Annotated in this window: 9 protein-coding genes and 1 tRNA gene; 6 read left to right on the top strand and 4 right to left on the bottom strand. The window is 60.6% G+C overall.

Annotation, left to right across the window (positions count from 1 at the left end; translation table 11 throughout):
* Window positions 1–97: 97 nt before the first annotated feature.
* Window positions 98–1777 (top strand): tetratricopeptide repeat-containing sulfotransferase family protein, encoded by a 1680-nt coding sequence (locus FFS37_RS17065; RefSeq protein ID WP_137932118.1) that lies wholly within the window; start codon window positions 98–100, stop codon window positions 1775–1777.
* 352 nt (window positions 1778–2129) lie between these two features.
* Here the strand turns inward: FFS37_RS17065 and FFS37_RS17060 are convergent, their stop codons facing one another.
* The gene (locus FFS37_RS17060) at window positions 2130–3302 is read right to left on the bottom strand and encodes a porin (RefSeq protein WP_137932117.1); all 1173 of its coding nucleotides are present in this window, start codon (window positions 3300–3302) and stop codon (window positions 2130–2132) included.
* Window positions 3303–3667: 365 nt separating this feature from the next.
* Window positions 3668–3758: transfer RNA gene (locus tag FFS37_RS17055), tRNA-Ser, on the bottom strand.
* Window positions 3759–4211: 453 nt separating this feature from the next.
* Between FFS37_RS17055 and FFS37_RS17050 the strand changes: the two genes are divergently transcribed.
* Both FFS37_RS17050 and FFS37_RS17045 read left to right on the top strand, forming a co-directional pair.
* A complete protein-coding gene (locus FFS37_RS17050) occupies window positions 4212–5333 on the top strand; it encodes a porin (protein WP_137932116.1) in 1122 nt (373 codons plus the stop codon).
* A gap of 239 nt (window positions 5334–5572) precedes the next feature.
* Window positions 5573–6652, top strand: a complete 1080-nt coding sequence (locus tag FFS37_RS17045) for a tyrosine-type recombinase/integrase (protein ID WP_137932115.1) — start codon at window positions 5573–5575, stop codon at window positions 6650–6652.
* Between the two features lie 59 nt (window positions 6653–6711).
* Here FFS37_RS17045 and FFS37_RS17040 read toward each other — a convergent pair whose 3' ends face one another.
* Window positions 6712–7626, bottom strand: a complete 915-nt coding sequence (locus FFS37_RS17040) for an alpha/beta fold hydrolase (RefSeq protein ID WP_137932114.1) — start codon at window positions 7624–7626, stop codon at window positions 6712–6714.
* Between the two features lie 92 nt (window positions 7627–7718).
* The gene (locus FFS37_RS17035; RefSeq protein ID WP_137932113.1) at window positions 7719–9752 is read right to left on the bottom strand and encodes a lytic transglycosylase domain-containing protein; all 2034 of its coding nucleotides are present in this window, start codon (window positions 9750–9752) and stop codon (window positions 7719–7721) included.
* 351 nt (window positions 9753–10103) lie between these two features.
* Between FFS37_RS17035 and dapA the strand changes: the two genes are divergently transcribed.
* The 3 genes from dapA (at window position 10104) to FFS37_RS17020 (ending at window position 12277) form a co-directional block, all read left to right on the top strand.
* Window positions 10104–10985 (top strand): 4-hydroxy-tetrahydrodipicolinate synthase, encoded by an 882-nt coding sequence (dapA, locus tag FFS37_RS17030; protein WP_137932112.1) that lies wholly within the window; start codon window positions 10104–10106, stop codon window positions 10983–10985.
* Between the two features lie 25 nt (window positions 10986–11010).
* Window positions 11011–11490, top strand: coding sequence for an SsrA-binding protein SmpB (smpB, locus tag FFS37_RS17025; RefSeq protein ID WP_137932111.1), 480 nt, complete (start codon window positions 11011–11013; stop codon window positions 11488–11490).
* Window positions 11491–11566: 76 nt separating this feature from the next.
* A complete protein-coding gene (locus FFS37_RS17020; protein ID WP_137932110.1) occupies window positions 11567–12277 on the top strand; it encodes a glycoside hydrolase family 25 protein in 711 nt (236 codons plus the stop codon).
* The last annotated feature ends 91 nt before the right edge of the window (window positions 12278–12368 follow it).

Here is a 12368-nt window from a genome sequence, read left to right as displayed (position 1 = left end):
AGCGCCCTGTGTGTCTGGAGCGGCTCAACGCATCCAAACCTTTGTAACGGAAGCTGAAATTGTGGATTCGGCTGGGTTTTTTTGCTACCCAGACAGGATGAACAACAGACTGCCGCCCGCCTGGGCCAAACACCTCAAATCCGGCGCTGTGCCGAACCCCAGATTGCCACAGGCAGCTTCAGGACAGGGAAATCTGCCGAAAACAAATTCGTTTGCGCGCGCACAGGCTGACGAATTGTTGCTGAAGAAAGCCTACGAATATCAACAGGCCAACCGGCTCGATGCGGCTCGCGATCTGTGCCTGCAGGTTTTAGCGCGCACGCCAAACCATCCGCTGGCGCACTACATCATGGGCACCGTCTATGTGGGCCACGACGACGAGGCGGCTCTGCGTTTCTTCGCACGCGCGGCCGGCGAGGAGCCTGGAAACCCCTATTATCATCTCAGCCTCGGTGAGGCTTATGGCAGGCTGAGCGAATTCTCGACGGCGATCAAGCACATCCAGCGTGCCTTGGAAGTACGGCCCGATCTTGTAGAGGCCCTGTGCGCCCTGGGTCGCGTCTATACCCAGTTCGACAAACCCGACCTGGCCCTGCCGCTTTATGAGAAGGCGCTGAAAATCAACCGAGATCACTCCAAGGCGCGGATCGGAATGGCCGCAGCCCTCACCGGCCTGGGGCGCATGGAGGAGGCCGGCGTCTATCTCAAAGAGGCGATCGAACACCGCGTTGACGTGGAGACGGCTTATTACGACCTCGTGCAGACCCGAAAGTTTACCGAAGAGCCTGCGGAACTCCAGTCGATCCTTCGCGAGATCGACGGTCCACGCCTTAAATCGGAGGCCGTGCAGAGCCTGCATTACGCGGCCGGCAAGGTGCTGAACGACCTCAAGCGCTACGCCGAGGCGTTCGACCAGTTCAACAAGGCGAAGCAGGCGGCCGGCTACAAGTTCGACATCGATCAGTACCGTCGTTTCGTTGACTCGATGATTGAGATCTTCACGCCGGGCCTGTTTGCCGCTGCATCCGGCTTTGGCAATCCTTCCGATCTCCCGGTGTTCGTCGTCGGCATGCCCCGTTCAGGAACGACGCTCACGGAACAGATCCTGGCCAGTCATCCCGGGGTCCACGGCGCGGGAGAGCTTGAAAAACTGAGGCGGATGGCAAACGCAATCGGCCTCAAATCGTCGGCTGAGGATTTGAGCAAGTCCGTCAATTCCCTCACACCGGAATTGACCAAGGCGCTGGCCGAAGAGCATCTATCCTACCTCAGGGAGCGCGCGCCCGCAGCGCTCCGCGTCGTCGACAAGCAGCCGCACAATTTTGAGCTGATCGGTCTTGTCGCCCTTCTGTTCCCCAATGCGCGCATCGTTCACTGCCGCCGCGACGCCATCGACAATTGCGTGTCATGCTATGTTCTGCCCTTCAGCGAGGCGCACGGCTACAACACGGACCTGAGGACACTTGGCCTGTACTATCGGGAATATGACCGTTTGATGCGTCACTGGAACGAGGTTTTCCCAGGCCGTATATTTGAAAATCGCTATGAGACGCTTGTCGAAGACCAAGAGGCGCAGTCGCGCCGGCTCATCGATTATCTCGGCCTGCCTTGGGATGACGCATGCCTGCGATTCTTCGAGAGGGAAGGGGCGGTCACCACGCCCAGCCGATGGCAGGTTCGTCAGCCGATCTACAAAACGTCCATGAAGCGCTGGAAGAACTACGAAACCGAGATCCAGCCCTTGATTGAAGCGCTAGGCGATCTCGCCGACGCTTGACTGGTGGTTTCTAGGCCAGGACACGTCTAAGCGCAGAAGCGAATCTGAAAGATCGCGGCGCCTTTAGGGTGGTTGGGTGCCTGGTGGAATCACCAATGCGATGCCAGTGAGCCGTCGTCATCCTCGGCTCGGTCGGTCTGACCCGACGGATACTTGCCCCTGAGAGGCGCCGCGGCAGGGCAGAACTTCTCCACCGAGCTCCTCGGCAAAACTCCCGCGTGAATCTTGGGCCTTCGCGTCGCGCCATTATGGCTAAAGTGCGCGACGCTTTGGGACGGCGATATACATCCAAACAAAAAAGAACCCGGCGGTTGCCCGCCGGGTTCTCCTGTCTCCCCAGAAATATCTGGTCTTAGAAATCGCGCTGGAAGCGGATGAGGGCGCCGACGGAGTCCTTCTTCTCGGCACCAGCCCAGACGTTTCCGGCGTTGATCGCGCCCGAACCGACGTGCTGGTAGTCGATTTCCGGCGTGACCGTGAGGCCGGGAACGACGGTGTAGGCGATGTTGGCCGCGACCGCGTAATCCTTCCACTGATCACCCGACACCTGGACGTTGAACGAGGCCTTGTCGGTGAACTTGTAGGTACCGCCAGCCCAGAAGCCCCAGTGACCGCCCCACGGCTTGTAGAAGCCGCGACCGTTCGCGAAGTCGAGCGCCGCGTCGTTGAGCTTGCCTTCGCTGGCGTAGCCGAACATGCCGAACAGGGACAGCTGGCTGTTGATGTTCACATCCAGGCGAACCTTGCCGGACACGTATTCGTAGTTGCTGTCGTAAGCAACGACGCCGACGATATCGCCCCAGCCCTGCGTGTACTTCACGCCGCCGACGACATGCGGAACATAGCTGTCGACCGTGCCGACACCATAGCCATAGGTAGAACCTGGTGTCTGTGCCTTGCCGCCCGAACCTTCTTCGAGAGAGGCCACGGCCGAGAAGCCGTTGCCCGCGTCGAAGTAGTACTGAACGACACCGGTCTTGAAGCCGCCGTAGGGTACGATGGTGTCGTTGAGGACGTTACCAGCGTAGCCGACGAAGGTGTCGAAAGCCGATTCGTCAACACCGACACGCAGGCCGCCGAGCTGGATCCAGGCGAAGTGCATGTCGAAATTGTTGGAAGCGTTGTTCGCATTGCCGTTGTCGAGCGGCGAATTCTGGAAGTTCATGCGCGTTTCAGTATAGGTCTTCAACGTGCCGAGTTCGGTTTCCTGGCCGGTCCAGGTCTTCAGCGTGAAGCGGGCGTCCTTGTACCAGGTGCCCTGGTTCTTGCCGCTCACGACGTCGTCGGCGCGTGCGCCGGTGAACGTGCCGACATCGCCAGCGCCGATGTCGTAACGAACATAGCCGCCGATGCGCAGGCAGGTTTCGGTGCCGGGGATGTAGAAGTAGCCAGCGCCGTAGACGTCGCAGATCTTGACGTATTCAGCGGGCTCCGGCTCGGCGACGACGACGGCGTCGGCGGCGCGCGCACCGGAAACTGCGATCAGGGCCGCAGCGGAGCCGAGAAGAAGGCTCTTGATGTTCATTTTCTGACCTCCAGTCAGAATCGGGACTGGAGGCCGACAAAAAAGCGATCGGAGAAGACTTTTTTGTTTTATTTCAGATAGATAACCATAAAACGCCGTTCGGCTGCTCTATCCGCTAAAAAACGCTTGCGTGCAAAAGTCTTGCCCGGGCCGGACCTGAAATGTCGTTCGGACTGCCGCGCGCTGGCTGCGTTTCAACCCCGGGACGGGCTTTCAAGGCTGTAGGAGGATTAGCTTTGGCCGACGTTCTGCGCCGGTCGATGCGATTCGGAAATCGCCGACTCGGATCGCTTGTCGATCCGGCGTGAACAATCGCAGTTGTGGGGTGCTCAGTTTGCGGCCGCCAAGGCTCGCAGGGCATAGGGTGGCGGAGAGGATGGGATTCGAACCCACGAGAAGCTTTTGACCTCTACTCCCTTAGCAGGGGAGCGCCTTCGACCACTCGGCCACCTCTCCGTTGCGCCGCTGGATAAAGAAAAGCGCCGGCACAATCAACAAGCCCGCGTCATTAATATGGAAAAATAAGAGCGTACTAGCAGGCGCTGCTCGGCGCGGGGCGGCGGTTCTGCGGCAATTCCCAGGCCACTGACTCGCGGCCTTGCCATGATTCCGTCCGCTGGTTGCCGGATTCGGCCGGAAACAAGCCCAGGCGGCGGGCCTGATGGTTAACGAGAGCTTTCTGAGTGAGGCCAAATCGTGTCATTTGTGCAACAACGCTGGGGGATAGCAGCCGAACAGCCCTTTCGCCGGTACGATCGTTGTTGAACGCCGCCGGCTCATGGGTAATGTCGATTTCGAAGGAGCGGCGCGGTGCGCATCTTTTTCGGTAGTGGGGATGGGGCAGGGAACGCTGTCCTTCAGCAAAGAATACCCAGACCCGTTTTTTAACTTTTGACTGGAGGTCAGAAAATGAACATCAAGAGCCTTCTTCTCGGCTCCGCTGCGGCCCTGATCGCAGTTTCCGGTGCGCGCGCCGCCGACGCCGTCGTCGTCGCCGAGCCGGAGCCCGCTGAATACGTCAAGATCTGCGACGTCTACGGCGCTGGCTACTTCTACATCCCCGGCACCGAAACCTGCCTGCGCATCGGCGGCTATATCCGCTACGACATCGGCGTGGGTGACCGCGAAGGCGCGCAGAACGTTCCGGACCATCTGGACGCCGGCAAGACGAACGACACCTACTACAAGCAGGCTCGCTTCACGCTGAAGACCTGGACCGGTCAGGAAACCGAACTCGGCACCTTGAAGACCTACACCGAGACCCGCTTCAACTTCGGCAACAACGCCGGCAATTATGCCGTTGCGACTTCCGAAACCGAAGACAACTGGCAGGCTCGCAACAGTGGCATTTCGCTGAACTTCGCCTGGATCCAGCTCGGCGGTCTCCGCATCGGTAAGGACGAATCGGCCTTCAACACCTTCACGGGTTATGCCGGCAACGTCATCGACGATACGCTCGTTCCCTACGGCCGTTTCGACACCAACGTGATCCAGTACTACTTCGACGCTGGCAACGGCTTCTCGGCCGTGGTCTCGCTCGAAGAGGGTGACAAGCAGTGGACGATCGACAGCTACGTGCCGCATGTCGTCGGCGGTGTGAAGTGGACCCAGGGTTGGGGTGGCATTTCCGGTGTCGTTGCTTACGACAGCAACTACGAAGCTGTCTCGGGCAAGGTTCGCTTGGACGTCAACGCCACCAACGAGCTCTCGCTCTGGGTGATGGGCGGTCTTGGCAATAAGGCTGCTTACTTCGACAACCCCGTGAAAGGTCACAACTACTACAAGAACTGGGATGGCAGCTGGGCCATCTGGGGCGGCGGCACCTACAAGTTCAACGAGAAGACCTCGTTCAACGTGCAGGCCTCGTATGACAAGGGCAAGACCTTCGGTCTCGCCGCCAACGTGTCCTACGACATCGTCCCCGGCTTCAATGTCACGGCCGAAGTCGATTACCAGAACTTCGGCGCCAGCGACTGGCACGGCAAGTCGGACGGCATCGGCGGCATCCTCCGCTTCCAGCGCTCCTTCTAAGGGCTGGTTCTCTACAGGTGAAATCCAGCCCGGGCGCACACACGCCCGGGCTGTTTTTGTTTCGTGACTGGGTCAACGCAGACATGAGGAAAAGGGGGAATCGGTAGCTGAACAAATCCCGTGGTGCGATTTCGTGGGATCCGCAGATGGGCGGATGAGATCACAACCGCGTGATTTAATCTCTTGAAAGGACGCTTCCAAGCGGTTAGGGCTGACCTATCCACTCGGGGGTGTGGCGAATGATGACAAACGAAGCGATTCAAGAGGGATACCCCTCCGATCAGTTTTCGATATTTTCTTCTCAGAACTCAAAGATAAAATACACCTACAATAAGATCAGAGAAGTAAAGTCGCATAGGGTTGGAGAGCTTTTTTCAGCTTATCGGGACATATTGTGGGATGATGGGCGACATAAATACAATGTCAGCTCTTTCATCGGTGAGATAGACGAGATTCTCCTCGGAGAGCGCTTCAGCGCCTTCGACCAGAGTACCCTGGATAACCTTATCGGCACCTTGCGCCAGCGCGGCAACAGCAACGCAACCATCAACCGTAAGATGGCTGCCCTCAGCAAACTGCTGCGCAAGGCTTACAAGATGGGGGATATCCACAGCTTGCCCGAGTTCCGCCGCCAGAAGGAGCGGGCGGGACGGATTCGTTTCCTCGAAAGGGACGAGGAAGCCAGGCTGTTTGCCGCCATCAGAAGCCGCAGTGAGGATGCTTACCGGCTTTCCGTTTTCCTGGTCGACAGCGGATGCCGCCTTGGTGAGGCGCTTGGGCTGATCTGGAACGACATACAGGAGCATCGCGTCTCCTTCTGGATCACCAAATCCGGTCGCAGCCGCACCATTCCGATGACCGAGCGGGTCAAGGAGGTGATCAAATTGCCTCCATCCGAAGGACGCCGGCCAAAAGGCCCGTTCACCACATTCAGCCAGGCTCAATATCGCGCCATCTGGAATGAAGCGAAAGCTGAAGTCGGGCTTGCGGCCGACGACCAGGTCGTGCCGCACATTCTGCGCCATACCTGTGCTTCGCGTCTCGTCCAGGGCGGCATCGACATCAGGCGCGTGCAGATGTGGCTTGGTCACCAGACCCTGTCGATGACCATGCGTTATGCGCATCTGGCCACCAATGATCTCGACGGCTGCGTGGTTGTTCTGGAGACACCGCGCTGCGACCAATCCGCCAGCGACGCCCAGAACTCCGTGTTCGCATCGCCCGTGACCGCGCCTTCGCCTCTCAAGGCTGGCCGCAAACAGGCCGGTGACGCAAAGATGCCGGCGAAGGTCGCTCGGAAAAACTCAAAAGCCAAATAGGCCGGAAACGCCGGCCTATACTATGATTGTGGTCCTGGAACTCTGTCTGGCCTTGGAGTTTACTTAGTTTTGCCCTGAAATTCCTCTCGGGCCTGCGAATCCGCCCGGTCGAGAAAACGCGTGATGCCGGCGGGCAGCTCGCCGGTTTCGAGGAAGGGGGCGTGGCCCTGGCCAGAAACCGTGATTGTCTCGAGGCCGGGATGACGCTCTTGCATCTGCGCCAGCGTTTCAGCCGATAGCAGTCTCGAATTGGCGCCGCGTATAACCAGCAGGGGAATGGCCGCCAGCGTGTCGAACTGCGTCCACAGGGCCGGCAATGGCTGCGACAGGTCGAGACCGGCAACCGTGTCGACAAGCTTCGGATCGAAATCGGGCAGCAGTCCTTCGTCGGTCTGGCTGTAGATGGCGCGCACCATGCGCTCCCAGTCGTGATCGCTCAGTGCCGGAAAATCCCTTCCATGAGCGCCGCGCTGCGCGTCCAGCGCTTCGCCGGGCGATTTCGGTTTCGGCGCGGGGTCGAGATAGGACTGGATGTGAGCAAGGCCGGCCGGTTCGATCACCGGCCCGATATCGTTCAGCACGATGGCTTTCAGCGCCGCCGGCCGCAACGCGCCGAGCACATGGATGATCAGCCCGCCACGCGAGGTGCCGATGAAGGCAGCGCCATCGATGCCGAGTACTGCCAGGCCAGCCAGGATGTCTCCGGCCTCGACGCCGACATTATAATGGCTCACATCGGGATCGTAGGCCGACTGCCCGCGGCCGCGGTAGTCAAAGGCGATGACCTTGCGTGGCTTGTCCGCTCTCCCCGAGAGATGGAGCGCGAGCTCATGGAAATCCCGGGCATTGCGGGTAAGGCCGGGCAGGCAAATCACCGGCCAGCCGGTGCCCGCCTCGCCATAGATCCGGGCATGGAGTTGCAGTCCATCGGGCGCGGCATAGAAGAAGTCGGAGAAACCCTCGCTGTCCGCCATCTCGGTGTCGCTCCTCGCTAGAGCATCGTTCTAGTCTCTGCGCGACAGCTACAGGTGAGGGCCGGGATCGTCAAATGGGTAAAGCTTGAGCGTCAGCTGCGCCCGTTCACCAGGTCGCCGACAATGTCGTACTTGCCGGAGATGCGCATCTTGTAGACCTCGTAATTCTCCATCACACGCTGTACGTAACTTCTTGTTTCTGTGTAGGGAATTCGCTCTATCCAGTCCACCACCGCATCAATGTCCTTGCCGCGCGGATCACCGTACTTCGCCACCCACTGCGACGCGCGGTTGGGACCGGCATTGTACCCGGCGAAGGTCAGCACATAGGAGCCGTTGAAACGATCGAGCTGCTGGCCCAGAAAGGCCGCGCCGAGCGTGGCGTTGTAGCCGGCATCGGTGGTCAGCCGCGCCTGAGAAAACTGCAAGCCAGCCTTCCTTGCCAGTTGCCTGGCGGTTTCCGGCATCAACTGCAGCAGCCCGCGCGCGCCCGCGCTGGAAACGGCGCCGACGTTGAATTCGCTCTCCTGGCGGGCGATCGCGTAGGCCAGCGCCTTGCCCGAACCGGAAATATCAGCCGAATCGGGGATGACCCCGAGCGGATGCGACAGCGCGCCGACATCGATGCCGCGCGCCCCGGCGATCTTGCCGATCTTCAACGCCATGAAATGGTTGTTCTGCTTCTCGGCAAGGACTGCGAGCAGCGCCAGTTCGCCGGGACTGGTCAACTGCCCGGCAAGGTCGCGGTAGAGCGTGTCGGCGTACCGGTCATAGCCTGCTTCCTGCAGTCGCTTGATGGCGGCGACAGCTTCGCGGCCGGCAAAATTCTCCCGGTCGGCGGTGCTTGGCGTGGGATAGACGATGTTCAGCGCCTGCCGGCCGACCCGTTCGGCGGCGAGTTGACCGTAAAACGTCGTGCCATAAGTGGCGGCGCGCGAAAAATAGTCCTTGGCGTTGCCGGGACCGCCGACTTCCGCGGCGCGCCCGAGCCAGTAATAGGCGCGCGAAAGGCTCATCGGCCCCTGGGCGAGCGCCGCTATGCCTGCAAAATGCGTTGCGGCGAGCTTCGGGTCGTTCAGGCCGCGCAAAGCGTACCAGCCGGCATGGAATTCGGCCTCCGCCGCGCTTGTGGCGCTTTCGGCGGCATGCGCGGCAACGATCCTGTAAGCCGTCTTCATGTCGCCTTGATCGACCAGTTCGCGCGACAGCACACGGCGCTCGACCCACCAGGCGTCCGGGTCCACCAGGGCTTCGCGGTCTGTCGGTGCCTTCATCAAAACAGCCGCGGCGCCGGCGAAATCCTCCTGCTTGCGCAGATACTCGGCCTGGGCGAAGAGATAGCCGGCCGAACGCTGTGCCATCGGCACGGCCTTCAGCAGTTTTGCAGCATTCCTGTCGCCTTTGTCGGCTGCCGCCCAGGCGTCGGCCAGTTGCTGGGCGCCGGCGAGCCCCGTGACGCGCAGCGCTGAATTGACGCGGTCGGCATAGAACATGCGCTCCATGCGAAACCGATGATCGGCGGCCGGGATCAGGCCGCTGAACTCCTTGATCAGCGCCGTCTCGTCCTTGGCTTCCAGGATCGCGGTGCGCCAGAAGGGCACCAGCACCGAGCTTGCCGCCTTGGCATTGCCGGACGACACATAGGCGCGCGCGAGAACCATCACGCCTTCGAAAGTCTGCGGCTGGCTGCCGTCGAATGCCTTGACGATGACGTCGGCGGCCGGGTTTTCGCGATAAAGCGCCCGCTCGCTGTTACGGCGCAAGGCGGCCATGCCCGGCCAGTTGGGCAGCATCTTGGCCGCCGCGGCGATCTCGCCGCTCGGAACCTTGTCGCCGCCGTAAAGCGCGATCGCCCAGGCCAGAATGTGCTGGTCGAGCGATTGTGCGGGCAGGGCATCGCGCACGCCGCGAGCGCCGGGAATATCGCCGGCGGCCAGCGCATCGAGCCCGGTCTTGAGGAGCGTCACGCTGGGCGAGGAGGGGGTCGGCTGCGCCTTGTCCTGAAGGCCTGGCATCGGGATCGCCGAAGTGACGCGCACGTCGACGCTGCCGCTGATCGCCACGCTGGGGATCAGCCCGGCGATGGCGCCTAGCAGCGCGAAGAAATGTGGCCGATTGGCCGGCATGATCCCGTGTCTTTCCCTAATCCAGCATTTTTACCAGCAGGCGAAGAAGCCTCGAAGCCTAGACTTAGGTCGTGAAGGGCTCGTAAACAAAGGGTTATCGAGGCCGTTCGAATTGCGCTTGCTGGCACCATGGCAATGCTTGCCGCGCAACCATGTCGAGACTATGGTGCGCGGCTTCGCTTTCGGCTAGAAGGCGCGCACGACAGAACACCGCTGCATGTCGCCCCAAAAGTGGATACCGGTTTTGGGACAACGACATGCACAAACTGAAAACGCATGTCGCTCTAAAAAACGGTTCCCGTTTTGGGTCGAAGACATGCAGAAACTGAAAGTCCCAAGGAGTTGGACGACATGCTGAGAGGCTCGCTTACTGCGCTCGTGACACCGTTCGAAAAGAGCGGGCGTTTCGACGAGAAAGCCTTTCGTGCGTTTGTCGCCTGGCAGCTTGCGGAAGGCACGACCGGCCTGGTTCCTGTGGGCACGACCGGCGAGTCGCCGACACTGTCGCATGACGAGCACCGCCATGTCGTGAAGGTCTGCATCGAGGTCGCCAAGGGCCGCGCTCCGGTCGTTGCCGGCGCAGGCTCCAACAACACCGAGGAAGCCGTCGGGCTGGTGCAATATGCCGAGCAGGCTGGTGCCGATGCCGCCCTGGTGGTCACCCCCTATTACAACAGGCCGACGCAGCGTGGCCTCTACGAACATTTCGCGGCCGTCGCCAGGGCGACCAAGCTGCCGATCATCATCTACAACATCCCGCCGCGTTCGGTGATCGACATGATGCCCGAGACGATGGGCAGGCTGGCGCACGACTTCAAGAACATCGTCGGCGTCAAGGACGCCACGGGCAAGGTCGAGCGCGTATCGGAGCAGCGCATGACCTGCGGCAAGGACTTCATCCAGCTTTCCGGCGAGGATGCCTCCGCGCTCGGCTTCAACGCGCATGGCGGCGTCGGCTGCATCTCGGTGACGTCAAACGTCGCGCCGAGGCTTTGCGCCGAATTCCAGGAAGCGATGCTTTCCGGCGACAGCGCCAAGGCGCTGGAACTGCAGGACCGTCTCCTGCCGCTGCACAAGGCGATCTTTCTGGAGCCGGGCGTTTCCGGTGCGAAATACGCATTGTCGAAGCTCGGCAAGGTCGAGAACGTGCTGCGGTCGCCGCTCGTCACGGTCGAGCAGTCGACCGCCGAAAAGATCGATGCGGCGATGAAGCACGCCGGCTTGATTAACTAGGGATGAGGCGCCACCTCTCCGCATTATGAATCAAGTCAAAAAAGCCGATCCCAACAACAAGACCGTTGCGGAAAACCGCAAGGCGCGGTTTTCCTATGAGGTGCTCGACACGATCGAGGCCGGCCTTGTGCTGACCGGAACCGAGGTCAAGTCGCTGCGCCAGGGCCAGGCCAATATTCAGGAGAGTTACGCCTCGGTCGAGGGCGGCGAAATCTGGCTGATCAATTCCTATCTTCCGGAATATCTCCAGGCCAACCGCTTCAACCATGAACCGCGCCGGCGACGCAAACTCCTGCTCAACAAGCGGGAGATGGCAAAGCTGTCGCAGAGCGTCGATCGCGAAGGCATGACGCTGGTGCCTCTGAAAATCTATTTCAACGACCAGGGCCGCGCCAAGCTTTTGCTCGCCGTAGGCCGCGGCAAGAAACTGCATGACAAGCGCGAGACCGAGAAGCAACGCGACTGGTCGCGTGAAAAAGGCCGGTTGCTGAAAGAGCGTGGCTGAACCGGCGATAGCCTGAAAAAAGCGAGCAGCAGGGCTTTCAAGTTCGAACAACCGGCAAGTCCAACAGGGGATGGTCTTGAAGAAACGGATTGTTCTCTGGAGCCTGGTCGGCCTTGCTCTGGTTTGTGTCGTCGTGGTGGGCGCGCTGACCTATTTCCACACCTACTCGCCCGATCGAGGCAGATACCCGGTAAGGGGCATCGATGTCTCCCATCATCAGGGCCGGATCGACTGGCGGCGTGTTGCCGCCGACGATGTCGCCTTTGCCATCATCAAGGCGACCGAGGGCGGCGACCATGTCGATCGCGCCTTTGCACTCAATCTGCGCGAGGCCCGCGCGGCCGGGCTTGCCGTCGGCGCGTATCACTTCTTCACCTTCTGCCGTCCTGGCGCCGACCAGGCGAAGAATTTCATCTCCGTGGTGCCGAACGATCAGCCCTTGCTGCCGCCGGTGGTCGATATCGAATTCGGCGGAAATTGTCCGCAGCGTCCATCGCCCGAGCAATTGAATGCCGAGCTTCAGGCATTCCTCGGACCTGTCGAGGCGGCATTCGGCAAGACGGCAATCGTCTATCTGACCGATGAGGCCGAGGCGACCTATGCCGGGCAGATCGCCGCCCGGCCACTCTGGCTTCGCTCCTTGCTCATGGAGCCGGATCGCCACGACTGGGTCTATTGGCAGTATCACAACAAGGGGCGCGTCGACGGTATCGTCGGCGATGTCGACTTGAACGTTTTGCAGGGGGGACCCGAGAAATTGGCGGCGCTGCTTGCATCAACGCCTTGAGATTTTTCGGGCGAATCGATCGATCTGCATATCTGAACAGATTTCCGTTCAACTCGGTCCATGCTGTTGAATTCACTGACGGTCCCGCTGC

The sequence above is a fragment of the Mesorhizobium comanense genome, from assembly GCF_005503535.1.
Classification (GTDB): Bacteria; Pseudomonadota; Alphaproteobacteria; order Rhizobiales; family Rhizobiaceae; genus Mesorhizobium; species Mesorhizobium comanense.
This window is presented reverse-complemented; position numbering and strand designations above follow the sequence as displayed.

Coding starts and splice junctions, on each gene's coding strand:
- FFS37_RS17065 (WP_137932118.1), top strand. CDS start 98: ATGAACAACAGACTGCCGCCCGCCTGGGCCAAACACCTCAAATCCGGC.
- FFS37_RS17060 (WP_137932117.1), bottom strand. CDS start 3,302: ATGAACATCAAGAGCCTTCTTCTCGGCTCCGCTGCGGCCCTGATCGCA.
- FFS37_RS17050 (WP_137932116.1), top strand. CDS start 4,212: ATGAACATCAAGAGCCTTCTTCTCGGCTCCGCTGCGGCCCTGATCGCA.
- dapA (WP_137932112.1), top strand. CDS start 10,104: ATGCTGAGAGGCTCGCTTACTGCGCTCGTGACACCGTTCGAAAAGAGC.
- FFS37_RS17045 (WP_137932115.1), top strand. CDS start 5,573: ATGATGACAAACGAAGCGATTCAAGAGGGATACCCCTCCGATCAGTTT.
- smpB (WP_137932111.1), top strand. CDS start 11,011: ATGAATCAAGTCAAAAAAGCCGATCCCAACAACAAGACCGTTGCGGAA.
- FFS37_RS17040 (WP_137932114.1), bottom strand. CDS start 7,626: ATGGCGGACAGCGAGGGTTTCTCCGACTTCTTCTATGCCGCGCCCGAT.
- FFS37_RS17035 (WP_137932113.1), bottom strand. CDS start 9,752: ATGCCGGCCAATCGGCCACATTTCTTCGCGCTGCTAGGCGCCATCGCC.